Source organism: Falsiroseomonas sp. HW251 (genome assembly GCF_050563545.1).
In the GTDB taxonomy this organism is placed as follows: domain Bacteria; phylum Pseudomonadota; class Alphaproteobacteria; order Acetobacterales; family Acetobacteraceae; genus Falsiroseomonas.
On the sequence record NZ_JBNXUM010000046.1, the window covers coordinates 16851 to 40595 of the forward strand.

20 protein-coding genes and 2 pseudogenes are annotated in these 23745 nt (G+C 67.1%); 12 read left to right on the forward strand and 10 right to left on the reverse strand.

Translation table 11 applies throughout. The annotated features are described in order from the left end of the window. Window position 1: 1 nt before the first annotated feature. Complete coding sequence (locus ACLF3M_RS32750; protein WP_430661219.1) at window positions 2-1630, reverse strand: hydantoinase B/oxoprolinase family protein; 1629 nt, start codon at window positions 1628-1630, stop codon at window positions 2-4. Further along, window positions 1630-3693 carry a hydantoinase/oxoprolinase family protein gene (locus tag ACLF3M_RS32755; protein WP_430661220.1) on the reverse strand — a complete coding sequence of 688 codons (2064 nt, stop codon included), beginning with the start codon at window positions 3691-3693 and terminating at the stop codon, window positions 1630-1632. Before ACLF3M_RS32755 ends, ACLF3M_RS32750 begins: the two co-directional genes overlap by 1 nt. 106 nt (window positions 3694-3799) lie before the next feature. Here ACLF3M_RS32755 and ACLF3M_RS32760 point away from each other — a divergent pair, with 106 nt between their 5' ends. Continuing rightward, the gene (locus ACLF3M_RS32760; protein WP_430661221.1) at window positions 3800-4459 is read left to right on the forward strand and encodes a GntR family transcriptional regulator; all 660 of its coding nucleotides are present in this window, start codon (window positions 3800-3802) and stop codon (window positions 4457-4459) included. 1884 nt (window positions 4460-6343) lie between these two features. Next, a complete protein-coding gene (locus tag ACLF3M_RS32765) occupies window positions 6344-6868 on the forward strand; it encodes a metallophosphoesterase (RefSeq protein ID WP_430661222.1) in 525 nt (174 codons plus the stop codon). A 143-nt stretch (window positions 6869-7011) separates the two neighbouring features. Here the strand turns inward: ACLF3M_RS32765 and ACLF3M_RS32770 are convergent, their stop codons facing one another. Beyond that, window positions 7012-7437: a hypothetical protein gene (locus ACLF3M_RS32770; RefSeq protein WP_430661223.1), complete on the reverse strand. Its 426-nt coding sequence runs from the start codon at window positions 7435-7437 to the stop codon at window positions 7012-7014. Between the two features lie 756 nt (window positions 7438-8193). Between ACLF3M_RS32770 and ACLF3M_RS32775 the strand changes: the two genes are divergently transcribed. The 4 genes from ACLF3M_RS32775 (at window position 8194) to ACLF3M_RS32790 (ending at window position 10976) form a co-directional block, all read left to right on the forward strand. Further along, window positions 8194-8862 (forward strand): replication protein RepA, encoded by a 669-nt coding sequence (locus ACLF3M_RS32775; protein WP_430661224.1) that lies wholly within the window; start codon window positions 8194-8196, stop codon window positions 8860-8862. 172 nt (window positions 8863-9034) lie between these two features. Further along, entirely contained in the window at window positions 9035-9499 is a 465-nt protein-coding gene (locus ACLF3M_RS32780; protein ID WP_430661225.1) for a hypothetical protein, read from the forward strand. A 189-nt stretch (window positions 9500-9688) separates the two neighbouring features. Next, window positions 9689-10096, forward strand: coding sequence for a hypothetical protein (locus ACLF3M_RS32785; protein ID WP_430661226.1), 408 nt, complete (start codon window positions 9689-9691; stop codon window positions 10094-10096). Continuing rightward, the gene (locus ACLF3M_RS32790) at window positions 10089-10976 is read left to right on the forward strand and encodes a hypothetical protein (protein ID WP_430661227.1); all 888 of its coding nucleotides are present in this window, start codon (window positions 10089-10091) and stop codon (window positions 10974-10976) included. The genes ACLF3M_RS32785 and ACLF3M_RS32790 overlap by 8 nt, the downstream gene beginning before the upstream one ends. 372 nt (window positions 10977-11348) lie before the next feature. On the opposite strand, the pseudogene ACLF3M_RS32795 reads toward ACLF3M_RS32790, so the two are convergent. The 6 genes and pseudogenes from ACLF3M_RS32795 to ACLF3M_RS32820 form a co-directional block, all read right to left on the reverse strand. Further along, a pseudogene (locus ACLF3M_RS32795) lies at window positions 11349-11513 on the reverse strand (DNA-binding response regulator); the annotation flags it as partial. Window positions 11514-11735: 222 nt separating this feature from the next. After that, the gene (locus tag ACLF3M_RS32800) at window positions 11736-13115 is read right to left on the reverse strand and encodes an FAD-containing oxidoreductase (protein ID WP_430661228.1); all 1380 of its coding nucleotides are present in this window, start codon (window positions 13113-13115) and stop codon (window positions 11736-11738) included. Window positions 13116-13147: 32 nt separating this feature from the next. Next, entirely contained in the window at window positions 13148-14191 is a 1044-nt protein-coding gene (locus tag ACLF3M_RS32805) for a redoxin domain-containing protein (RefSeq protein ID WP_430661229.1), read from the reverse strand. Between the two features lie 85 nt (window positions 14192-14276). Continuing rightward, complete coding sequence (locus tag ACLF3M_RS32810; RefSeq protein ID WP_430661230.1) at window positions 14277-16472, reverse strand: VIT domain-containing protein; 2196 nt, start codon at window positions 16470-16472, stop codon at window positions 14277-14279. Window positions 16473-16479: 7 nt separating this feature from the next. Beyond that, on the reverse strand, window positions 16480-16869 hold the full coding sequence (locus tag ACLF3M_RS32815) for a helix-turn-helix domain-containing protein (RefSeq protein WP_430661231.1): 390 nt from the start codon (window positions 16867-16869) through the stop codon (window positions 16480-16482). 622 nt (window positions 16870-17491) lie between these two features. Further along, window positions 17492-17950 (reverse strand): hypothetical protein, encoded by a 459-nt coding sequence (locus ACLF3M_RS32820; RefSeq protein WP_430661232.1) that lies wholly within the window; start codon window positions 17948-17950, stop codon window positions 17492-17494. An 85-nt stretch (window positions 17951-18035) separates the two neighbouring features. Here ACLF3M_RS32820 and ACLF3M_RS32825 point away from each other — a divergent pair, with 85 nt between their 5' ends. The 5 genes from ACLF3M_RS32825 to ACLF3M_RS32845 all read left to right on the forward strand — a co-directional run bounded on the left by ACLF3M_RS32825 (window position 18036) and on the right by ACLF3M_RS32845 (window position 20880). Continuing rightward, window positions 18036-18458, forward strand: coding sequence for a hypothetical protein (locus ACLF3M_RS32825; protein ID WP_430661233.1), 423 nt, complete (start codon window positions 18036-18038; stop codon window positions 18456-18458). 219 nt (window positions 18459-18677) lie between these two features. After that, window positions 18678-18827, forward strand: a complete 150-nt coding sequence (locus ACLF3M_RS32830; RefSeq protein WP_430661234.1) for a hypothetical protein — start codon at window positions 18678-18680, stop codon at window positions 18825-18827. Then, window positions 18824-19210 (forward strand): hypothetical protein, encoded by a 387-nt coding sequence (locus ACLF3M_RS32835; RefSeq protein ID WP_430661235.1) that lies wholly within the window; start codon window positions 18824-18826, stop codon window positions 19208-19210. Before ACLF3M_RS32830 ends, ACLF3M_RS32835 begins: the two co-directional genes overlap by 4 nt. A 96-nt stretch (window positions 19211-19306) precedes the next feature. Continuing rightward, complete coding sequence (locus tag ACLF3M_RS32840) at window positions 19307-19894, forward strand: ABC transporter substrate-binding protein (protein ID WP_430661236.1); 588 nt, start codon at window positions 19307-19309, stop codon at window positions 19892-19894. Next, window positions 19867-20880 (forward strand): ABC transporter substrate-binding protein, encoded by a 1014-nt coding sequence (locus tag ACLF3M_RS32845; protein WP_430661239.1) that lies wholly within the window; start codon window positions 19867-19869, stop codon window positions 20878-20880. Before ACLF3M_RS32840 ends, ACLF3M_RS32845 begins: the two co-directional genes overlap by 28 nt. A gap of 228 nt (window positions 20881-21108) precedes the next feature. Here the strand turns inward: ACLF3M_RS32845 and groL are convergent. Beyond that, a pseudogene (gene groL, locus ACLF3M_RS32850) lies at window positions 21109-22763 on the reverse strand (chaperonin GroEL). Window positions 22764-22840: 77 nt separating this feature from the next. Here groL and ACLF3M_RS32855 point away from each other — a divergent pair. Further along, the coding region (locus ACLF3M_RS32855) for an IS630 family transposase (protein ID WP_430661237.1) at window positions 22841-23745 on the forward strand (905 nt) is incomplete at its 3' end.

Here is a 23745-nt window from a genome sequence, read left to right on the forward strand (position 1 = left end):
CCTATTCCTCCAGCCCGTAGATCTCGCTGGCCGCGCGCGGCGAGATCCGCCCTTCCCGCAGGTCGCGGCGCACGAGGTCGCGGTCGCGTTGCTTCGGGTCACCGTAGCCGCCGCCGCCCGCGGTGACCGACGCGCCCCATTGCCCCGGCCCGATCACGCCGTTGCGGCGTTCCAGCGTCACGCCTTCGGCTAGCTCGATCCGCGCGAGGCCACCCGGCATCCCGCCATCGAGCCCCCAGGGCGGGACGATGTTGTTCGGCCCGCCGAGATTGACGGTCGCCTGGTGATCCACCGCCGAGACCTTGCGCCTGATCGCCATGCCGCCGCGGAAGCGGCCGGGTCCGCCGGAATCCTGCACGAGTTCATAGGCCTCGACCATCAGCGAATGCTCGGATTCCAGCGCCTCGACCGGGATGTTGGCGGAGTTCGTGAGGTGCATGTGCACGCCGTCCAGCCCGTCCTGCGACGCGCGCGCGCCCATGCCGCCGCCCATGCTCTCGTTATAGACATAGAAGCGGCCGGTGTGCGGATGCGTCCCGCTGGTCGTCATCACCGTGATGCCGGTGGAGGCAGCGATGACGCGATCGGGGATCGCCTGGGCCAGCGCGGCGAGCATCATGTCCGCCAGGCGCTGAGCGACCTCGTGCCGGCTGTAGACGGCGGCTGGCGGCAGCGCGTTCACCACGCTGCCCGGTGGCGCCACGATCCGCACCGCGCGGTGGACGCCGGCATTGGCAGGCGTGTCGAGGTCGATCAGCGTCTTGACGAGATAGTAGACGATCGCCTGCAGCGCCGTGAACACCATGTTCATGCCGGTGCGATTCTGCGGCGGGCAGCCCGTGAAGTCGAAGGTGATCTCCTCGCCCTTCACCTCGACCGCGACGACGAGGTCCAGCAGTTCGGGCCAGAGGCTGGTGTCGAAGGCGTGGCGGAACTCGTAGCGGCCGTCGGGGATGGCGGCGATGCCGGCACGGGCCTTGCGCTCGCCGTAGTCCATGAGCATGGCGCTGGCGGTCTGCACGACCGCCACGCCGTATCGCGCGCAGAGCGCCTGCACGCGCTGCACGCCGAGGCGATTGGCGGCCATCTGCGCGCGGAAATCGTTCACGCGCTCATGCGGCACCTGGCAGTTCAGCAGCACGACGTCCATGACGTCCTGCTGTAGCACGCCGGCGCGGTAGAGCCTGACGGGCGGGATGCGCAGGCCTTCCTGGAATATGTGCGCGTGCCCGCGATCCACGAAATCCGAGTGGTGCGCGAGGTTCGCGACCCAGGCGACGATCGCGCCATCCACGAAGACGGGTTCCAGGAAGACGATGTCGTTGAGATGCGTCCCGCCGCCGGTATGGGCGTCGTTGCCGATGAAGACATCGCCCTCCGCGACCGTCGAAACATCGACGCGCTTCAGGGTCTCCTCGGTGATGCCGAGCAGCGAACCCAGGTGGAAGGGGATCTGCTCGGCCTGCGCGACGACGCGGCCCGCGGTGTCGAAAACCGCGGCGGAGCAGTCGCGGCGTTCCTTGATGTTGGCGGAATACGCGGCGCGGATGATCGCCTTGCCCATCTGCTCCACGATGGTGGAGAGGGCGGAGCCGATGACCTCCACCGTGATGGGATCGAGCCTGCGCATCACGCGACCTCCTCGATCAGCAGGTTGAGCCACGGATCGACAGTGGCGGCCTGGCCCGGCAGGACCAGCGTCGTGCTGTCCATCTGCTCTACGATGGCGGGGCCGGCGATGCGATGGCCGGGGCCGAGGCGCTCGCGGTCGTAGAGCGGGCAGGCGACATGCGCGCCGGTCTCCGGCAGCCAGACCTGGCGCTCGCCGATTGGCGCCGCGGGCGCCGTCGCGGACGGATGCGCCGGCAGTTCAGCCTTGGGCACGCGGCCCGTCGCCTCCAGCCGCAGCGCGACGACGCGGATCGGCTCCTCCGGCGAGATGTAGCCATAGACCTGACGATGCGCCTCCTCGAAGCGGGCGCGCAGCATGGCGAGGGTCGCGGGCGTCACCTCGCCTGCCGGACAGGCCGCGGTCAGCTCATGCGCCTGGCCGTCGTATCGCATGTCCACGGTGCGGGAGAGGCCGCGATCCGGCGCTGCGATCCCTTCCTCCTCGAACCAGGACGTCGCCTGCGCTTCCAGCCCCGCGAAGCCGTCGGCCAGTGTCGGCAGGCTCTCCTCGGCCAGCCGCGCCATGCGCCCGATCGCGAGGTCGATACGCAGATCCGTCAGCAGCAGCCCCATCGCGCAAAGGATGCCCGGGCTGCGCGGCACCAGCACGCGCCGAATCTCGAGTTCCCGCGCCAGCCGCGCCGCATGCACGGGCCCCGCGCCGCCGAACGCCATCAGCAAATAGTCCCGGGGATCGAGCCCGCGCTCCACGCTGATGACGCGGATCGCCTTCGCCATGTTGGCGGTGACGACCGACAGGATGCCCTGTGCCGTCTCCATCGTGCCGAGGCCGAGCCTTGCCGCCAGCCTCGCGATCGCCGCTTCGGCCTTCGCGCGGTCGATCGCCATCCGCCCGCCCAGCAGATGCGTCGGGTTCTGGACGCCGAGCACGACATTGGCGTCGGTGACCGTCGGCTCCTCGTTCCCGAGGCCGTAGCAGACCGGCCCGGGATCGGCGCCGGCGCTCGCCGGCCCGACCTTCAGGTGCCCGCCGGCATCGACGCGGGCGATGGACCCGCCACCCGCGCCGACGGTGTGGATGTCGAGCATCGGCACCTTCAGCGCGTGGCCATGCACCTCCGTATCGCGCGCCATCTGCGCGCGGCCGCCGGCGATCAGCGCGACATCGGTGGAGGTCCCACCCATGTCGAAGGTGATGATGTCGCCGATGCCCGCCGCCGCGCCGATCGCGATCGCGCCCATCACGCCGGCCGCCGGCCCCGACAGGACGGTGCGCACGGGCTGGCGCGACGCCGCCTCGGCCGAGATCACGCCGCCATTGCTCTGCGTGAGGTGCGGGAGCGCGGCAATGCCGGCCTCCCGCAGCCGCGGCGTCAGGCGGCCGAGATAGCCTCGTATGACGGGCCCGAGCGCGGCATTCACCGCGGTGGTCGAGAAGCGCTCGTACTCCCGGTACTCCGGCGCGACCTCGTGCGAGGCCGTGATGAAGGCGTCCGGCAACTCCTCGGCCAGGATGCGCTGCGCCGCAGCCTCGTGCGCCGGGGCGAGATGGGCGAACAGGAAGCAGATCGCAACGGCGTCCACCCCGGCCTCGCGCAGCCGCCGCGCCGCCGCGCGCACCGCATCCTCGTCCAGCCGCACCGCCACGCTCCCGTCGAAGCGCAGGCGTTCCCTGACTTCGATCCGCAGGTCGCGCGTCGCCGGCGGCGCCGGCTTCTTCACCTGCAGGTCGTAGAGCGCCGGCCGCATCTGCCGTCTGATCTCGATGACGTCGCGGAACCCCGAAGTGGTGATCATGCCCGTGCGCGCCAGCCGCCCCTGGATCAACGCGTTCGTCGCGACCGTCGTGCCATGGCCGACATAGGCGACCTGCGCCCCCTGCCCGCCCGCCGCGCCGAGCGCCTGCACCGCGCCGGCGACAATCGCCTCGCTGGGGTCGCGCACCGTGCTCGACAGCTTCCACACGGACAGGCGGCCGCTGCGCGGGTCGTAAAGGCAGATATCGGTGAAGGTGCCGCCAGTATCGACGCCGAGGCGCAGGGCAGGCCCGTTGGCATCCATCTCAGCCGGGGCTCCGAAGCATCGCCTGTCCTCTTGCCAACTGGATTGGCGCCAATTTTTGTGCCATTCAGGGCCGCAGGGGTCAACCCGGCTCGCAGAGGATCGGATGAACGGCACCGCACCGCGCCAGGCCTTGGGCTCCGAACGGTCGCGGGCAGTCGCCCGTGCCATCGAGCACGACATCGGCATCGGCGCCCTCGGCGCCGGGGCCTGGCTCAAGCAGATCGACCTGGAAAGGCGCTACGGCGCGTCGCGTATCGAGATCCGCCAAGCGCTGGATCGCCTGGCCGAGAAGGGATTAGTCAAGCATCTCTCGAACCGCGGCTACCGCGTGGAGGATTTCGACGCGGAGCGCCTGCGGCAGGTCATGGAAGTCCGGGCTGTGTTGGAGGTCGAGGCGGCGGGGATGGTCATCGATCGCCATGACGAGGCGAGCCTCGCCGCATTGAAACAGGCGGCCGAGCGCAATCGCGACGCCTTGCTGCACGGCACAGTCGAGCAGCACGAATCGACCAACCTGGAATTCCACCGCCTAATGCTGGCCCCCTGCCCCAACCGGGAACTAGTCGCGCTGCTCTTCGACCTGCGGGGGCGCGTGCCGGTGGCCATCACGCGACAGCGCAACACGCTGGCCGTGCTGCAGCAGGCGACGGAGCATCACTTCGAGATCGTCAGGCTGATTCGCGTGGCAGACCTGCCCGCGCTGCAGCGCCTGATGCGCCTGCACAATCTGTCGCCAGCGACGCCCGAAGGCGCCGCCAGGTAGAGACCGTTGCAGCGAGAATCCAAACGTATTATCGGCGTCACCACAGCCAGGCAATGCATGGCCAGCTAAACCACAGACGGGCGCGAAAGTGCCGACGAGTAGCGCGTCCTCACAGCAGACCGCGCCGCCCAGCAGCAGAGGCATTTTTTCGCGGCTGAACAGAAGCAGAAGAGCAGCCCAGAGGGACGCCCTTGCAAGCAGAAGCAGGATAGCTGGCCCGATCGTCGTCAGGAGCCTCGCCAGTGCGAAGACGCCCACGATTAGCAGAATCCTTCGAGCAGCGCTTCGCCCATCGCTTCGATGCCGTTCCAGACATCTATATCGGAGGCACACATTTGGGAGGACTATCGCTGGTGGTTCGCGCAGGAGAAGCCATCGGCGAATGCGCATGGTGCACGATCTGCAGCGAAATCGATCATGTGCGGCGACTTCGAAAAAGAAACCTTGTCAGCCAGCTTGGCCAAGGTGGATCAGCCTGCGCGGGCGGCCGCATAAGGCTGCGACGGACGTCGGGTCAGACGTCCGGCCTTCCAATACAGCGCGTGCGATTGGCGGTGGCGGGCAAAGACCTAACTTAAGAGCTGCATCTAAGTTCTCTGGGAGCCGCGGGTGCACCACAGTCGGCGCAATAGCTTCTACGGCCGTCGCTACCTCGCCGCGGTCGCGGCCCACCGCTGTCACGGTCAGGTCGTCAAAAGCGGACACCCTCAGGCCAGCGTCGCCAAGGCCCGAAGCGATCGACGCCATTGCGGCGCCGCCTGCGAACCCCCAGCCGCGACAGCGCACTATCAGAGACGCGTGCCGCAGGGTGGGCACCAGACAGCGATCACTTGGACGGCGACACGCCGCGATTTACGAAGCTGAGTCGCTCATCAACTCGCGGGCACAGTCCCGCTTTAAAGGCAGGCGCTTATCGGGTGGAGAACTGCATGGCACCACATCGACGGCGCCTTCCGCGAAATACTCTGAGCCCGAACGCTTGCTTCGCCGCGCGTTCGTGCTGCTGCTGCACCTCGCCGTCGCTCGCTCGCTTGCACTCGCTCCGCTCCGGCTCGCCGCGCAGCGCTTCTGGCACGCTGCATGCTACATCCGTTAATTAGCTTTCCCGCGTCATTATCCCTAGGCTGGCCGTGCATCTCCTCCCCCCTCCTTCGACGGCTGAATCTGGATCGAGGAACGGAGGAGAAGATCGTCATCATCCCTGAGTGTGATGTGCTCGAACGCTGACGTTGCGGTCCTACCCGCGCAGGTGGTTTCCCGTGACCCTGCTCTGCCACCCATCTCGACGACGACCACCTAGCAGTGAACCTGACGGGGCGGATGGTGGGACTGCAAATGCATGACCCACCAAGCCTTGCGGTCCCAGTGTCGTGTCTGTGAAACGGTTACGCGCCTTTCTGAGGCGCGATCTCACCAGCCTGGCCGTTCGAGGGACCGGCTGATGCGCGGAGTTGCCGAATAGCAAGGCATAGCTCCGCTCTTGAGGTGCCTATTCGGGTCCGCTCGTCCCGCTCCGGCGTCTCGTCGCTCCTTTGCCAGCAGAGCCCTTGTGAGGATGCGAAGGTGACGAAAGGGAGGTGGGCCGCGCTGCCCGTTTGCCGCCGGTCGGTGCGTGGCTCGAGGTCCACGTCTGGGATACTTCCGGCTGCGCTTTGCCCGGTGGGTCACCGGAACCAATATGCCCTGCGCGATATGGATCGTACTGGTATTTATACAGGGGGCATTGGCTCGGTGTCGAGCTTCGCTCGAGGCTGGTGGTAGTATCGGTCGGCAGCGCGTTCCTCCCAAGCACGACGGCCCGCCTGAGACGACAGCTGGTCGTCACGGATACCCGGCTTGCTTCAGGTCCGCGCAGCCTGCGGCGACTGACTGGATCGGAGTGCTATGGCGGTCTTCTTCACCAGCGATACCCACTTCGGGCATGGCGGGGCGCGAGGTCTCTATCGGCGGCCCTTCGGATCGGTGGCGGCGATGGACGCGGCCATGCTGGAGCGCTGGAACGCGACCGTGACGCCCGATGACGAGGTCTGGCACCTCGGTGACTTCGCCCTCGGCCTGGCGGACGCGGCGATGGCGGGGCTGCTTAGCCGGTTGCACGGCCGCAAGCACCTCGTCACCGGCAACAACGATCCCCCGGCGACCACGACCCTCGCGGGCTGGTCGAGCGTCCAGCACTATGCCGAGATCCAGCAGGACGGCCTCGGCCTCGTTCTCTGCCACTGTCCCTTCCGCAGTTGGCGCAACATGGGCCGCGGCTGGCTCAATCTGCACGGTCATAGCCACGGCCGCCTGACACCGATGCCGCGGCAGGTCGATGTCGGCGTCGATGTCTGGGATTTCCGGCCGGTGACGCTGGCACGGATCATCGCCGAGAAGCGCCCGCGCGCGCGGGCGACGCGATCCTCGTGATGCCAGACTTTAGCGTCGAGACTGGGACGCGCTGGCCGCGCAGGTTCAGCGCGCTCGTGTGAGTTCGGGTTTCGCCCGTCCCTTGCCGCAGCGCACACGCGGCGCCGGTGACGCCTGCGCCGTGCAGCCCTGACCACGCGGAATCAGGTACGATACTCGTTTGGGATGGCGAGGTTAACGGCGGGGTTGGTGTCGTGCCTGGACAGGCGCTCGACCAGGCCACCACCGACGAGTGGCTGCAGCGCAGCCTCGAGCGCATTGGCGCGCTCCGCGGCGTAGACCTCCTGACCGGCGATGCGAACGGCGAAGGCCTTCATGTGCTTCAGCCGCTTGGCGGGGTCGGCAAGCGTCGCCTTCGTCCACTTGCAGAGGGGATCATCCGCGTTCTCCTTCTCAGCCTGCGCAACGTAGGCTTCGAAGGCATCCAACTGGCTGACGAGGGTTGCGTCGTTCGCCTGGAGGAGCTGCACCAGCGGCCGGAGCACGGGAGCACCTGGCTCGGTCCTGGCGATGCCGGCCAGCTCCTCCGGAAGATAAACTCGGATCTGATAGTGCCATGGTCCGCTCATGTCGGTCTCCTCGACGCGTCGCCGTGCCCTGCCATCAATTGGGACGCTGAGGGCCGGGCGCCAGCGCTCGACCAGCCAACTCCCTGGCTGGACGGGTGTCACGCACAGCGTGCGGCTCGACAGCCTCCACATCCTATCTCGTTCGGGCCAGGTTGCTCAGCGTCGGCCTTTTCGCGACCACAGGCTTCCTGCTGCTCGTCTCGCTGTTGGTCAGTGCGGCAATGGCGGCACTCGGGACATCAGCACGCGGCCGGTTCCCAGAGATGGCTCTGTCGAAGAATATGCCCATGACCCGCTCGCAACCTGGGGCCGCGATCGTCGAAGGCATGCCGGTGCGACTCGACAGCGCCGAGGCCAAGCCAAAGGACCGGAATTGTCGCAAACGCAACGGCACATGTCGGGACCGTGTTGGACTGTTCAGCCGCGCTTTGGCTTCTGACGCGCCGCGCTATGCTGGCCGCCGGCCCTCGGCTCGCATCCCGCAGGCTCGTGAGGTTTAGACGCAGCCGCCGGCTGCATCATGCCTCGACAACGCCGGCGCCACGCCCTGAACCGCAGCACCCCCTGGTGCAGGGCTGGCCTTTGCTCGCCGGACGCTAGGGCTTATCTGCAGGAGCCCGGGAGCCGGTCGCGGCCCAGGCAGAAGGTCACCGCTGTGCGCCCTGGACCCCGCGCTTTCCTCTCGTCCTTAAGTGAGTCTGTGCGAGTATGAGCTTGGATCGCCCTCCGCGCGCACGGACGTCGGCTACCGCTGTCATGCAGCCGGCCGACGCTGTCGTCTGGGTGCATGCGTTATTCTGCAGCATGGCGCTGCCGATGCGAGCCACGCGTGGCGCGTGGCAGCGCGAGATCGACGCTGGAGCCGTTCGCATTGAACCCAATGCCAGCGACGACATGGTGCCGAGCGGGCGCATCTTGCGCTTGAGCATGATGCAAATCTGCGATGCAGCCTTCAGATCGAATAGCGTGGTCGTCGAGCTTGGCACGGATGAGACGCTGCTTGCCGCTGCGATAGGCATTGATCCGAAAACACGCGATCTGGCCGATGAGTGGCAGCGTCTCCAGGCGGCGCGGATCTTGTTGTCAGACGGTGGCAGCGCTGAAGTCAGTGTGTTCGACGCGCGGAGCCGACGCCGTGTCGGCGACCTCGGATGGCGCGCCGGTGTCCGGCTAAGCACCAGGTTCCTTTCCAGCTTGGTTGACAACGCGGTGCCGCTCGACCGACGTGTTGTGCTAGAACTGTCTGCCTCGCCGGCCGCGCTGGACGCGTATGCATGGATTGAGCTGTCGCTCCGGCACGCGGCAGCGGACCAGATCGTGACGACGACGTGGGACGACCTGCTACGGCGGTTCGGCACGGCTTCACAGGATGTCGTTGAATTCAGGTCGGCCAGACTCGTCACTGAGGAATTACTGAGGAATTGAGGCGAGCAGATCAGCGAGCTCAATCAATGAGGGCCATGCGCCGATCGGCAGGGCAAATGCTGCGGCCATTGTTGGTGGTTCTCGCCCTTGTTTTCGTCTTGCTCGAAGCCACGATCTGGAATGGGTCTCTGCGCTAGGCAGGCTCCTGGCGCGCCTTCCGATCTTCGCGGCGTTGGAGCAGCTGGTCGATCGGCTCAGTCCGCCTGCGGTGATCGCGGTCTTCATCCTGCCATTCGTGCCGATCATTCCCATCCTGAAGGTCGCAAAACTTTGGCTGCTGGCGCACCATCACTATGTCTGGGCAGCCTTGACGATCGCTGGCGGCAAGATCGTCGGCGCGGCGTTCTCGACGCGGGTCTATGCGATCGCGCGCCCGAAGATGGTCCAGGTCCGCTGGTTCTCGCGCCTGGAAGCCAAGGTCGTCTGGCTGCTGGATTTCGGGCACCGCACGTTGGAGAACATTCCGGCCTGGGTCACGGCCCGGGCGCTGGGCCGGCGCCTCGTGCAATCCGCCCGTGCCAGCATTGCTGCGACCTGGATCGCGTTGCGCCGCAAGGTGACCAGCGAGCGCCGGAGTTCCTTCAGCCGGCGGTGGGCGCTGGCGCTGCGCCGCATACGTTCGCGATGGTCGGCGTAGCCGCCCATTCGCGACATGAGGGGTAGCCCCGCTTCCAGACATCGCAACCAGTCACGCGTACAGCGCTTCTGCCCGGATCGGGAGGAGGCAACGACGACGCGGCAGGAAGGGGTCCAGACGGTAAGAGGCGACGCCATGGCCGGGCTCTGGCCGTCTTTCGGCGTCGGCTTCCTGGCAGGAATGCGGAGCATGTCAGCCGCCGCCGCCCTCACCTGGGCCGCCTCGCGCGGGCGCCTTCGGGAGGATTGGATCCCGGCCAGCGCAGAAGCCAGAGGCGCCGCGACACTGGCGGCGCTGGGCGAGATGGCCGGCGACAAGATGCCATTCGCGCCTGACCGCCGCATTCCGCCCTCCTTCCTCGTGCGCATGGCCATCGGAGCAGCCGGCGGCGCGGCGATGGCCGGCCGCGAGGCGTCCCGGCGGGACGGAGCGATCGCCGGCCTTGTCGGCGCCATCGCCGGCACCCTCATCGGCCGAGCCGCCCGCGGCGCCACCACTCGCACGCCCACCGACTGGGCGCGCGCCCTGACCGAGGATACGCTGGCCGCCAGCGTCGCCCTGGCGCCCGTCCGCGGAGCTGAGCGACGCCATGCCTGACCGGACCACGGACTTCAACGTCTGGCAGCAGGAAGCAGGCGCGACCGCTTCCTTTCCCTATGACCGCCTCACCGTGGAGCGCTTCCGCGAAGCTTTCCCGCAAGCGCGGTGGCGGGATGACCTTCGCGCCTGGTTCGTCCCAGGCATCCGGGCCGAGCGTCGTGTCACCCAGTGGATGGGACGGGAATGGTCGGGCGTGCTGGCCTATGCCGACCAGCGCGGCCGCGACGCCTTCGATTTCGATCCCTTCACCAGCCGCTACCTGGAGGTCGCGGACACCTTCGTCGTCCGTACGCCGTATTCGCGCACGGTGATCGCCGAACTGCGGGAAGTGCCATGGGCCAGTTGGGACCCAGCGCTAAAGGCCTGGCGCGTGCCGTTCCGGTCCGTCGAGGATCTCCGCAAGCGCTGGCCCGCCATCGAGGAAGCCGCCCGCTATGCCGAGCGCGAGGAGCGGCGCCGGCGGGCTGAGAACGAGAAGGCGCCGGCCGAAACCGAGAAGCGAAAAGCGGAGGCCGCCGAGCGCCGTCGCAAGCGCTACCCGATCCTGGACGACGCCCTACCCCCGCTCGATAAGGTGCTGACGACGCATCGCGGCTGCCTGGTGTTCAAGGGCATCACCGGCGAGGTCGTGGAGACGGCGATCGCGGAGCGCTTTTACCCCGGCGTCACCGGAGGTTCAGGAACGCTGATCTGGGCGACCTGGCGCAGGCCCAGCCGCGACGAACTGCTCAAGGCATGGCCAGCACGGACACCGCCCTCCCCGGACGATCTGGCGCGGGGCTGGTGGCAACCGACGATCGAGGTGCTGCGGGAGGAACGGCGGAAGGCGGCATCGCTGGAGCGGGCCCAGATAACGCGACGCTCCCGCGAGAACTGACGCGGTCAGCTCGACCCGACGTCGCAGCGCCCGCTCGCCTGGCGGAAGCTCGGTCCGCTCCGCCGGCCGCATCCGCTCAAGCCCTTCCCGTTCGGGCCTTCTGCCGCGTTCGGCAGCCGCTCTGGCAGGCGCACGTTGAGGGCTCTCGCAAGGGCACGGGTGGCGGTCGCGCTGTCCGCGACACCACCGCGCCGGCTGGTGGCCTTGGCCGCATGGGAAAGCGTCGTGGCCGCCACTGCGACGCCCGCGAAGCCTAGCAGCCATCGGCGGTCCATCGCTGTCAGCTCCGCGTTCCGGCCGCCGGCCAGGATTGGCGCGACCACTACCCCGGCACTACACCATGGCGAGGTTCAGCCTGTAGCCACTATCTGTCTTGCGATTGCGGCCCGGCTGCAGGAGCAGCGTCGCGCTCGGCCGGAAGGCGTAGGGCCCGATAGTGAAGACCGCATCGGTGGACTGGTCGAAAGTCCGAAGCTGTGCCCGAATGGCAGCCAGAAGCTTCGGCACGCTGGAGGGCTTGGCGATGTAGTCCTTGGCGCGACCGGCTGTGCGGGCGACCGGCGTCGGCGGCCCTGCGCGCGGCTACGACGCCGCGGAGCGCACCGCTGGACGGACGAGGCACATCCTCGTTGATGCCGCCGGCCTCGTCCTGCTTGCCCACGTGCACGCCGCCGACCTGCACGATCAGCTCGGTGCCGAAGCGCTATGTTGCTCATGCTCCGTCGCATCGCCGCCTGATCAGCATTCCCACACAGTCAGTTAAGTCAGTGGCTTCAACTCGCCGAGCATGGTCGGGATCAGCTCGCTCACGGTGGGATGGATATGCATGGCCTGCTCGATCACCGTGTAGGGCGCCTGCGCGGCCATGATGTCGAGCAGCGAATGCACGATCTCATCGGCTTCGATGCAAAGCAGTGCGGCGCCCAGGACGAGCTTTGTCTCGCGGTCGACCAGCACCTTCATGAAGCCCTGTGTCTCGCCCCGCTCGCGAGCGCGCGCGACGCGGGTCATCGGCATATGTGCCTTCAGTGCGGGGCGGCCGCCCGCACGCACCTCCGCCTCCGTCATGCCGACGCGGCCGAGTGGCGGGTCCGTGAACAGCGCATAGGCCGTGATCCGGTCCGAGACGCGGCGCGCGCCCTTGTCCAGCAGATTGGCAGCGACGATCTCATAGTCGTTGTACGATGTGTGGGTGAACGCCCCCTTCCCGTTCACGTCCCCAAGCGCCCAGATACCTTCCGCGCTTGTACGAAGCTGGTCGTCCACCGCGATGAAGCCGCGCGCATCGAGCCGCACCCCGGCCGCGTCGAGGTTCAGATCTTCGACATTCGGCCGTCGCCCGACCGCGACCAGCAGATCGCTCCCAACGACCGAGAGGGCTTGGCTGGCTGCCGTGGCGTCCACGCGCACACCGGATCCGTGCGGCGCGACCTTGGCATCACGAACGCCACAGCGGATCGCAATGCCCTCGGCTTCCAAGATCTCCTGGATACTGGAGGAGACGTCCGGATCCTCGCGTGCAATCAGACGGTCGGCGTATTCCAGAACCGTTACCTCGGACCCGAAGCGGCGGTACATCTGCGCAAATTCGAGACCGATGTAGCTGCCTCCCACCACGATCAGGTGCTTCGGCGCGCGGTCCATCTCCATCATAGAGACGTTCGTGAGGAAGCGGATGTCTGAAAGGCCGGGCCAGTCCGGCACCAGCGGACGTCCGCCGGTATTGATGAAGATGCGCGGCGCGCTCAGCGTGCGCGCACCGACCGCGACCGTGCGCGGCCCCACGAACCGAGCCGCGCCCACGGCCAGCTCGAGGTTCTTCGTCCCCCTTAGCCAAGTACCGAGGCCGTCGACCGAGGCTTGGACCACGCGGTCCTTTCGCGCTTTGACGGCGGCCATGTCGACGGTGACCTCGCCGGGTATACACACGCCGTATTCGGCAGCACGGCGGGCGAGGTGGGCGACGCGTGCGCTCGCCACGAGCGTCTTCGTCGGGGTGCAGCCATCATTCACGCAGGTGCCGCCGAGGTGCTCGCGCTCGATCAGCACGGTCCGGAGGCCTTGCTTCGCCATCCGCACGGCCAGCGAAGGACCGGCCTGGCCGCTGCCGATCACGACCGCATCGTAGCTGTCTACCATCCTGCGAAGCTCCTCCTGGTGGACCGAGCGCGCTAGCCGAAGGTCGCACTGTAGAGGGCCAGGCCTGGCGACATGGCCTCGAGTTCTATGACCTGCTCGCCGTAACGCGCGCCGTCAACAACCGTGTAGAGAGCGGGCCAACCGACGCGAATGCTGCGCCAGTCCTCCGTTCCGGACCTCACTCCCACTGTCGCGCCGTTAGGGGCGCCCATGACGAGGTGGACTTTCGCGGCGGAGTAACGCAGCCGCAGCCTGCCCTCGTCCGAGCGAAGCACGAGCGGCTCGCCGTCTCGGAGCCAGGTTCCGTCGAGTTCGTAGCGGTTCAGGCGCGGTCCGCCGGAGCTGAACGCATAGGTAGCCAGGCCTCGGCGAGGCGACTGTCCGGACTCCTGCGGCGTCGGGTGGATTGCACCGAAATACATCTCAGGCGAAGCGATCCTGGACACATCCATATCGTCTGGCGGGTCGCGCCGCGGCACCTCCGGCGATCGGCCGAGCAGCCCGCGAATGGTCCGCTCCATTTCCATCGCGTGACCTTCGCCCTCGCGCAGCATGACGATCCACGCTTCCCGATCGAGGATGTAGAAGCTCGGCCATGCCTGGTTGCTCCACGCGCGCCAGGTTCGGTAGTCGTTGTCCTGGCCGACGGGAAAGCGGATGCCGTACTCGCGCAGCGCCAACTCGACATTCGGACGGAGATGCTCGAAGCCGAATTCCGGCGTGTGGATGCCGACGACCTGAAGGCCGGCAGGCCCGTACTCCTCGTGCCAGCGCTTGATGTAGGTCATCGACCTCAGGGCATAGATGCAGGTGTAGGTCCAGAAGTTCACCAGGCTCACCTTGCCGCGCAGTGCCCCGGCATCGAGCGGCGCCGCGCTGTTGAGCCATGGGCCAGCGAGCAACGGTGGAGCAGCCGGTCCCGCCGCACGCGCGGGCTGCCCGATCGCGCTGAGCATGGCGGCCCCGGACGGCAGCCCCGATCTCAAGAGGTCGCGACGCTTCACGGCCAATGTCCTCCAGAGCGTGACCAGTGCCGACGCACGGCGCAGGTCGTCGCTGGCCGCCAATCTGGTCATCGTTGGCGTTCCTATAAGGCACAATCCAGTTCAGGTCTTCGGCAGGTCGGCCGTCGGGCGACGCGCGGTTGCACCCCTGGGTATGTCACAGTCCCAACTCGTCGCTGCAGGCAGTGACCGCGTGCCGATCCGCGCGGTCAAGCACAGCATCCGCAAACCGCCGAGCCGCCGTGTCCCAATGCGACTGGATGCGGGCGACAAGCGCCAGCACGATGACAACGGGCGGCACACCCAGGGCGCCGGCGACCGACTTCACGCTGTCCACCTCCGCCGCGCGGAGGAGGGCGGCGACGAGGCCAGCCGGCAAGCCGCTGAGATCGCCGGCACGCAGCCGCTCCGGCTCGGCACCCCAGCCGATGCGCCCTCGTGCGACGGAGAGGTCGACGATTGACGGCGTGCTGCTCGAGCGCCGCGCCGGCGCGGTGGGCGGTGGCGCGCGGAACGCGCTGGCGCGGTCGTTCGACTGCCGGCGGAGGAAGGTGGGTATGTCCATACCCATTTCCTCCGCCGCCGCAATCCGTGCTGCTGCCGGTGGCGATCGCGGTGGCGCGCTTTCGGACAACTCCCGGCGCATGAGGCCGCTCGCCCTCCGGAAGAGGTTGTTCATGGATCCAGCACTCGCCGGCCCAACCGCCGGACTGGCCACCCTTTGGCTTGGCAGAACCGGTGCACAATCCACCGCGCGCGCGATTGGCGCGCACGCCACGCGCGGCGTCGTCAGCAGGACCTTGCGCTGGGCGGGGATGGCGTCCTGCGCCTCGCCTGCGTCGTCCACCAGCACCAGGGAGGTCAGATGGCTGACGATCCCTTCGGCCTCAGCAAGCGCTGCAGCGTCCGCTTCCGCCATGCTCGGCAGCGCCAGCCACGCCGCATAGGCTCCGACGGCTCGGGCCTGATCTGTCGGCTCAGCCACTAGGCCTTCCGCGACACGGGGCGACCAGCGGGCCTCCACCAGCATTCCACCCGCACAAGCTGCGGCGGCTTCGGTGGGGCGCCCCGATTCCGTGTAGGCGGCAGCGCGGCGCGGTGCCCGCATCGAGGCGACAGCCATCTCAATCACGCCTGGCAGGTCCGGGCCCGAGGAGATGAACACCTGGCCGCCGGTGAGAGCGGCGAGATGGCCGACATTCGCGGCCAGCGCGTCCTCGCCGACCAGCACCACCGTGAACCGCGCGCCGAGACGCGCCGCGACCTGCACGTCCAGTGCATAGGTCTGGCCGTCCGTCACGATCAGCACGTCGCTAGTGGCGCGGTCACGCGTGCAGGCGGCGATCGCGCCGCCGATCTCTGTGCCGCCCTGCAGCGGGGAGACGTGGCGTATGAGCTCGCGCACCCCTGCCGGACCCGTTGCCTCGCCAATCCGGCGTGACGTGTCGCTGAATTCCCAGAGCGCGATGCGATCTGCCCCGGAGATCCTGTTGGAGATGTCGGCCAGGGCGCACAGCGCAACCTCATACTTGCTCGGGCCTGGGGCGCCGTCTTCGCGCAACGCGGGCGATACCATCGAGCCCGAGATATCGAGCAGCCAGGTCGCGTTCAGCTCGTCATCGCCTATTGGCGCTGGCCCGACCGTCAGCTCGACGGGACGCCCGTCGGCGGCCATGCCGACCAAGGGGATGCCGAGCGCGGCACCGGTCATCAGGATTTCGATTGGAGCGTCCAGCCGTACCCTGGCGCGCCCACCCTCCAGCCGTCCGCCGAGCAGCGTTGCCGATGCGCCACCATCGAGGCAGGACACCTCCAGTTCCGCCTCGTGCAGCACAGGCCCGTGCACGAGGTCGTCGCTATCCGGCAGCGGGCTGCGGCCGTAGATGTCGCTCACCGTGGTCGGGATACGCAGGCTTGCGTTGCCGCCCGACGCCGCGGCCAGCGGCACGACGAACAGGCCTGCCACGGCCGCCTCGCCACCCGGACGTATCTGGCCGACCGAGATCATGTGCACGCCACGCAGCACCTCCTCGTGCAGCACGGCCGCCCTGCCCTTTGCAATGCCGGCTTCGTAGTGGTCCCGTGCCGCCATTCGGCTCCGCGCACGACCGGTCAGCTTGCGTCCCTCGATGTCCGCTGTCAGCCCGATCAGGGCGGCGTGCAGCGGCACCGGAAAGGTCATTGTCGCCTCGATGCTTGAGGCTTCGGCGTTGCGGAAGCTGCGCTCGGCCGTGACGAAGGCCAGGCCACCGAGGATGCGGACCGAGAAGCGCGTCGCTGCGAGTGGGATCGGCCGTCCCGCGCCGTCGGTTGCCAGATGCCGATAGCGCCCAAGCGGATCGGCGGATTGCATGGCAACACTACGGGACATCGTCGGTCTCCCTGGAGGCACGCTCGGCGAGGAACTGCGTGAGGTCGGATGTGGCGAGGCGCCCGACGTCGTCGGGATTCGGCGGCACAGGCCCGAGCGCGGTCGGATTGACCAGCAGCATCACGCCTGGGGCGAGGGGGAAGGCGACGGTGACGCGCTCCGCCGCAGCGCGCGCGACGTCGAGAATCGCGGTGATCTGGGCCGGCGCGTAGCCCTGGGCCCGCAGCGCCTGATAGCGCCGTACGGCGGCGAGGTGGGTCGGCCCGTAGGAGGCGAAGCGCCGGCCACCCTCCGGTGGCGGCACGACGCCGAGGGAGATGAGATAGCGGATTTGCCGCGGCGTCTCATCCGCCTCACGAGCTAGCTCCTCTATGTCCACCCAACTCTCTTCCGCCAATAAATGCTGTCATTAACATGGCGCAACGCGCGGGCAGGCACAAGGCCTTTCGACAAGCTTTCTTGGCGATTTCGGACGATAAGCGGTTGGCTCTACAATGAGTGGTTCCTCGCGGGACCTGACGGGCGGCGCGCCGACGCCGCCCTCCGACGTCGTCGTTGTAAGACCCTTGAGCCCATGCCGCCGCTATCAGCAGTGCGCTCCATGTTGCGACTGCTGAGCATCCGCTGCACGGCCGACAGACCCTATCGGCGGCCTCGGTCGCTAGGCTTCCGCCAGAGGTAACCAGTGACATAGAGCTTTAGCCGGCATGCGCCGCAGTGGCTCCGCTATGCCGATCCTGTTGTGTGAAAGCGCTCTGAAGCGAGAATTATGATGGTTCCGTATCCGGATCCACATTCGGCAGCGTCGATCAGAGCGCCTACCTCGAAATTCGAGAGGCCTAGACTCAAGCCGAGCTCCTCGATCTCGTCGGCCAGTTCCCAATACGCTTCGCACGCAGATCCGGATCCGTCGTGCTCGTCATCATCAGGGTACGGCATTGCGGCAAGCCGAACCGCCTCGGCGTAAATGGCGGAAGCGGCTGCAGTGAACTCCGCTCGCGTCATCGCACCCTCGTCACATCGCTGAACAGCGCCAACCAATCCGAGGTGTAAAACGCCAAGATGCGGTCGGCGCCAACGACAGCAGCGCCGCCGCCGTAGGCATCGAGGCGCGGCCGCGAACAGTCGCAGCTCCACTCGAAGCCCCACAGGAGCGAGGGATCGAAATGCCTGATCGCGACCTGTGCGATCTGGGCAAGGCTCATCGCGTCGCCTTCGTCTCCGGCAAGCCAGACGCCAGCGGGTGTCCACTTATCACCCGCGTGCCATTCAATCTCACAGCTCATCGGGGATGTGCCCTCCAGCAGTTCACGCTCCTCGGCAGTGACGCCATTCGGGAAGGTGACGTCGGGCTCGTCCGACAGTACTTGCCAAAGCGCGGTCTCGATCTGCTGGATGAAGTCGGCGGCCTTTCGCGGGAGCGGCAGGAGCGCTGCGATCTTGTGGTGATAGGTGGCCATGTCAGACTGCTCCGGTCGGCTCTCGTGCCGTGCCGGTCGAACTGCTCACCGTGCACGGTCGCGCGCTGCGCCAAGGTGCGGAGCGATGCGTGGCATCCAGCATCGCGAAGTCGGTTTCATCCATATCGTCAACCCTGATGTGGTGTGGTGGAAAGCTCGTGTACGTCGTTCGGCGTCGCTTGCGCCAGCATCCACGCTGCAAGCGACCCCTGCAGATTTAACGCTCACACCGTTTCGTATCCGAATGCCTATAATCGCCGCGCTGTGGATGCAGTCGACCTACCTGATCAGCTACGGACGCACTCGATCCGGCCATCCCCGGAGGGCGAGGAAGACGGTCCGGTCCATCCTGCCCTTCTGCACGGTCTCGTTTGCCAGGCAGAAGGCGGGGCTGTCGCTCGCGGATGCCTCGACGCTCCGAGCCGGGCGAGAGCTCGCGACGTGGATTGGGCTGGTGCCGCTCAGCAAGAAATCGACGAACGCTCAAAGATCTTGCAACCAACTCTAGGCCTATCGTATGCGGCGGATCAGGACGTCGCTTGAACAGACGATCGACCAATTCAGGTGAACTCGCCGGCGACCTCCGATAGGAGACGGGTGAGTGCTCAAGAGAGGTCGTCTGAGTTCGAGACCGGCAGCCTCTTTTTCTTTTGGGAATGAATATTTGAGCACTACCGATACGAAGGCTCCGAATGACCGGAGCCGCTTGGACCGCAACATGAAGCGGATGACGCCGCGCCACATCTTCCGCATCCCCGCGCTGACCGGCACGCCGCATGCGGTGGGGTTCTACGATGACGCCGAGCGCGTTGGTGGATCGGGCGAGGATGATGACATCGATTGGGATGCGGAGATCGACGAGGAGGACGACGAGTGAGCGAGGTCGACCCGGCGGAGGACTTCCGTCTTTCCTTCAAGCCGATCGAGTATTCTACGGATGGCACGAACGCAAGGGTCATGATGACCTGCACACCGCTGCGCGAGGCCATCCTGGCTGCCCTTGTTGTCGTCAGGGATGCCTCGGCGGAGAACGTTGCGGCGTTGTCGGCGAAACTCGACGCGCTCAACGATCCCTCCAACCTAGCGACTGAGGGGCAGATGGAGGCGGCGCACGAGCAGCACCGGGACAATGTCGACATCGAGGGGCCGTTCATCTCCCCGGTCGATGAGGAAGACGGCGGCGGCTACTGGATCAACGGCTGGGTCTGGGTCGAGGCCGACGAGGACGAGGAGTGCGACGAAGAGTCCGAAGACGACTGACGTCTAAAGTCCACCCAAGACTGCCGCGATTGACAAGGGCTCTGGCGAAGTCGGGATCGATCCGCGTCGAGATTGCGCCGGGGCACCTCCGCCTGCATGCTGCCGGCGTCGCAACTGGATCCTGCTGCCATGCGCCTTGCGTCGCTTGCCTGCGCCCTTGCCCTGCTCGCTGCGCCGGCTGGGGCGCAGGAAGCACGCATAGGCCTCGAGCTTTTTCCGAACAGCCTCGACCCGCATTGGCACAACTTCGGCGGCAACAAGGGCTTCGCAGCGCATCTCTACGAGCCGCTGGTTGCCCTCGATGCCAGCGAACGCCCGACAGCCGCACTTGCGACTGAGTGGTCCGCGGAGACGCCGACGACCTGGCGCTTGACGCTCCGCGAAGGTGTGCGATTCCATGACGGCGCGCCGCTGACCGCAGAGGATGTCGCCTTCACGCTCAGACGCGCTGCGGCCGTCCCGGGCAGCCCATCCTCCTTCGCCGTCTATCTCCGCCAGATCACGGCGGTGGAAACGCCCGATCCGCGCACCGTGCTGCTGCGGACCGAGACTCCCTTCCCGCTGATGCCCGTCTATCTGAGCCAAGTGCCCGTGGTTTCTGCCGCGCGACCAGCCGTGACGACGGCCGAGCGGCTATCAGCACCGGGCCCTACCGCCTGGTCTCGTGGTCGCGCGGCGAGGTGATCCGGCTCACTCGCAATGACGCGTATTGGGGCACGGCCGAGCCCTGGCAGCGCGCCGCGCTCCGCAACATCGCCCAGCCCGCCGGCCGCGTCGCCGCGCTGCTCGCAGGTGACGTCGATCTCATCGACGCGGCGCCGCCGCAAGACCTGCCCCGGCTCGGCGCGGATACTCGGCTGCGTGTCTCGACGCTGGTCGCGCCCGCCGTTGCCGGCTTCCACCTCGACATGACGGAACGCGTGCCGCCGGGCATCCGCGGCGCCGACGGCCAGCCCCTGGCCCGAAATCCGCTGACGGATCTTCGCGTACGGCAGGCGCTCAGTCTCGGCATCAACCGAGAGGCCATCGTGGAACGCGTGATGGGTGGCCAGGCGAGGCTGGCCAGCCAGTTCATGCCGCCAGGCACCTATGGCTACGCGGCGTCGCTTTCGCCCACGCCCTACGAGCCCGAGCGCGCCCGTGCCCTGCTGGCCGAGGCCGGCTACCCCCAGGGGTTTCAGCTGACCGTCCACTGCCAGAACAATCGCTTCGTGAACGACGAGCAGATCTGCCAGGCGGTGGCGCAGATGCTGACGAGGATCGGCGTACGGACCGGCGTCGATGCGATGCCACACATCGTCCATGTCTCGCGCGGGCGGAACCGGGAGTTCAGCGTTTGGACCGGGCTCTGGAACGTCGAGACAGGCGAGCCGACCTCTCCGCTCCTCACTCTGCTCGGCTCGGTGGACGAGGTGCGGGGGCGCGGCCAGTTCAATCGCGGACGCTACTCTTCGGCCACCTTCGACGCGCTTCTCGACGAGGCCCTGACCGAGCTCGATGACGGCAGGCGGGAGGCGCTGCTGGTGCGGGCGACCGAAATTGCTTTCCGCGACGACGTCGCGCTGATCCCGCTGCACCACCAGATGCACCTCTGGGCGCATCGCGCCAACCGCCGTCACCTGCCGCGGCTCGATGGCTACACCCGCGCAATGGACCTCAAGCCGATGTAGGGGACGCGCGAGGGACGCCGTGCTGATCATGCCCGCTTTCGAGCATGATGCCATGGCCCCTCGAACGCCGTTGATGACGGCGTAGCCGAGCGGGTGACGCGCGGGCGAACGGTCATGTCCGTCAAGAGGCGGAGCGAGTGACGTCTCGGGGCTGCGTAGAGGCGCGTCGCCGGAGACGCGGAATGCACCGCAGCCACGCGCAGGGCAGCGAGCACCGGGCGGCGGACTTCAAAAATCCATGCCGCCCATGCCGCCCATCCCACCCATGCCGCCGCCGGGAGGACCGCTGACTGGAGCCTGCTTCTTCGGACGCTCGGCCACCATTGCCTCAGTCGTTATCAGCAGCGCCGCGACTGAGGCGGCACCCTGCAGCGCGGTGCGCACGACCTTGGTCGGGTCGATGACGCCAGCTGCCACGAGATCCTTGTACTCGCCCGTTTGCGCGTCATACCCATACTCGTAGGTGTCATTGCGCAGGACCTCCCCGGCAACCACTGCGCCATCCTGACCGGCATTCTCGGCGATCTGCCGAAGTGGAGCCTGGAGTGCGCGGCGAACGATCTCGATGCCGACCTGCTGATCGTGGTTGTCGCACTTAAGGTCACCGATTCTCTTGGAGGCTCATGCCAGAGCGATCCCACCACCCGGAACAATGCCTTGGCGACTGCGGCACGGGTTGCATGCAGCGCGTCATCAACGCGATCCTTGCGCTCCTTCACCTCGACCTCGGTGGAGCCGCCGACGCGGATCACCGCCACGCCACGGGCGAGCTTCGCCAGCCGCTCCTGCAGCTTCTCGCGGTCGTAGTCCGAGGTGGTCTCCTCGATCTGCGCTTTGATCTGTCCGATCCGACCCTGGATGGCGTCCTTATCGCCCGCGCCGTCGATGATCGTGGTGTTCTCCTTCTCAATCCGCACCGTCTTGGCGCGGCCGAGCTGGGCCAGAGTGACGCTCTCCAGCTTGATGCCAAGATCCTCGCTGATGACCTCGCCTGCGGTGAGAACTGCAATATCTTCCAGCATCGCCTTGCGACGATCGCCGAAGCCCGGCGCCTTCACGGCCGCGACCTTCAGGCCGCCGCGGAGCTTGTTCACGACCAGGGTCGCGAGCGCCTCGCCCTCGACGTCCTCGGCCACGATCACCAGCGGACGGCCCGACTGCACCACCGCTTCGAGAAGGGGAAGTATGGGCTGCAGGCCCGACAGCTTCTTCTCGAAGATGAGAATGTAGGGGTTTTCCATCTCCGCGGTCATCTTCTCCGCGTTCGTGATGAAATACGGGGAGACGTAGCCGCGATCGAACTGCATGCCCTCGACGACGTCGAGCTCGGTCGTGACGCTCTTGGCCTCTTCGACCGTGATGACGCCCTCGTTGCCGACCTTCTCCATCGCCTTGGCGATCATCTCGCCGATCTCGTGGTCACCATTCGCCGAGACAGAGCCGACCTGGGCAACTTCAGCAGAGGCGTTGATCCTTCGCGTGTTCTTCTGCAGCTCGCCGACAACGGCTGCAACCGCGCGATCTATGCCCCGCTTTAGATCCATCGGGTTCATGCCAGCGGCTACCGACTTTGCGCCTTCCCGGACGATGGCTTGGGCGAGCACGGTTGCAGTAGTGGTGCCGTCACCGGCGACATCGCTCGTCTTCGAGGCCACTTCGCGCACCATCTGCGCGCCCATGTTCTCGAACTTGTCGGCCAGCTCGATCTCCTTGGCGACAGTCACGCCGTCCTTGGTGATTCGGGGCGCACCGTAGCTTTTGTCGAGCACCACGTTCCGGCCCTTCGGGCCTAGCGTGACCTTCACCGCGTCGGCCAGAATGTCGATGCCTCGGATCATCCGCTCACGGGCGTTGGCGCCAAATCTAACGTCTTTCGCTGCCACGTGATTTCCTCCTTTGAGAATCTATTGTCCTGATCGCGAAGTCCCTACGATTCTGATGTTGGTCGTGGGGGCTGGCGATGGGCAAGGCGGCAGTAGCGATCGAACTGACGGCGCCGGAGCGGCGGGAGTTGCAGTCGCTGGCCCGTGCGCATCGTACCGGACAGGCGATGGCGCGGCGGGCGCGCACCGTGCTGGCCGCCGCTGCCGGGCTGGAGAACAAGGCGATCTGCGCCGAGGTCGGAGCGGACGCGAACACGGTCTCGAAATGGCGGCGCCGCTTCGCTGCTCACCGCCTCGATGGGCTGCTCGACGAGCCGCGGCCCGGCACGCCGCGCAAGATCGGCGACGACGACATCGCCGAGACGATCCGCCTGACCCTGGAGACAGCGCCGCCCGGCGCGACCCACTGGTCGCTGCGCTCGATGGCGAAGGCGGTCGGCTACGCGCCCTCCACCATTCATCGAATTTGGCGCGCCTTCGGCTTGCAGCCGCACCGGAGCGAGACCTTCAAGCTCTCGTCGGACCCGCTCTTCGTCGAGAAGGTACGCGACATCGTCGGTCTCTACATGAGCCCGCCCGACCGCGCCTTGGTGCTCTGTGTGGACGAGAAGTCGCAGATCCAGGCGCTCGACCGCACCCAGCCGCTGCTGCCGATGCGGCCCGGCCAGGCCGAGCGCCGCACCCACGACTACACCAGGCACGGCACGACATCGCTGTTCGCCGCCCTCGACATCGCCACCGGCGCCGTTATCGGGCGCTGCTACCCGAAGCATCGATCGAGCGAGTTCCGCCGGTTTCTCGATCAGGTCGAGGCCGCCTTGCCTCCTGGCCTCGATGTCCACCTCGTGATGGACAACTACGCCACCCACAAGACCAAGCCGGTCCGCGACTGGCTGGCCAAGCGCCCGCGCTGGCAGGTCCACTTCACGCCCACCGGCGCTTCCTGGATCAATCAGGTCGAGCGCTTCTTCGCCGATCTGAT

What these genes read in the sequence shown, in the direction of transcription:
- ACLF3M_RS32810 (WP_430661230.1), bottom strand. Translation starts at nt 16,472, where the DNA reads ATGCAATCCGCCGATCCGCTTGGGCGCTATCGGCATCTGGCAACCGAC.
- ACLF3M_RS32785 (WP_430661226.1), top strand. Translation starts at nt 9,689, where the DNA reads ATGTCAGCCGCCGCCGCCCTCACCTGGGCCGCCTCGCGCGGGCGCCTT.
- ACLF3M_RS32775 (WP_430661224.1), top strand. Translation starts at nt 8,194, where the DNA reads ATGCAGCCGGCCGACGCTGTCGTCTGGGTGCATGCGTTATTCTGCAGC.
- ACLF3M_RS32800 (WP_430661228.1), bottom strand. Translation starts at nt 13,115, where the DNA reads ATGGTAGACAGCTACGATGCGGTCGTGATCGGCAGCGGCCAGGCCGGT.
- ACLF3M_RS32770 (WP_430661223.1), bottom strand. Translation starts at nt 7,437, where the DNA reads ATGAGCGGACCATGGCACTATCAGATCCGAGTTTATCTTCCGGAGGAG.
- ACLF3M_RS32755 (WP_430661220.1), bottom strand. Translation starts at nt 3,693, where the DNA reads ATGGATGCCAACGGGCCTGCCCTGCGCCTCGGCGTCGATACTGGCGGC.
- ACLF3M_RS32790 (WP_430661227.1), top strand. Translation starts at nt 10,089, where the DNA reads ATGCCTGACCGGACCACGGACTTCAACGTCTGGCAGCAGGAAGCAGGC.
- ACLF3M_RS32830 (WP_430661234.1), top strand. Translation starts at nt 18,678, where the DNA reads ATGACGCCGCGCCACATCTTCCGCATCCCCGCGCTGACCGGCACGCCG.
- ACLF3M_RS32840 (WP_430661236.1), top strand. Translation starts at nt 19,307, where the DNA reads ATGCTGCCGGCGTCGCAACTGGATCCTGCTGCCATGCGCCTTGCGTCG.
- ACLF3M_RS32760 (WP_430661221.1), top strand. Translation starts at nt 3,800, where the DNA reads ATGAACGGCACCGCACCGCGCCAGGCCTTGGGCTCCGAACGGTCGCGG.
- ACLF3M_RS32820 (WP_430661232.1), bottom strand. Translation starts at nt 17,950, where the DNA reads ATGGCCACCTATCACCACAAGATCGCAGCGCTCCTGCCGCTCCCGCGA.
- ACLF3M_RS32765 (WP_430661222.1), top strand. Translation starts at nt 6,344, where the DNA reads ATGGCGGTCTTCTTCACCAGCGATACCCACTTCGGGCATGGCGGGGCG.
- ACLF3M_RS32805 (WP_430661229.1), bottom strand. Translation starts at nt 14,191, where the DNA reads ATGACCAGATTGGCGGCCAGCGACGACCTGCGCCGTGCGTCGGCACTG.
- ACLF3M_RS32750 (WP_430661219.1), bottom strand. Translation starts at nt 1,630, where the DNA reads ATGCGCAGGCTCGATCCCATCACGGTGGAGGTCATCGGCTCCGCCCTC.
- ACLF3M_RS32825 (WP_430661233.1), top strand. Translation starts at nt 18,036, where the DNA reads ATGCGTGGCATCCAGCATCGCGAAGTCGGTTTCATCCATATCGTCAAC.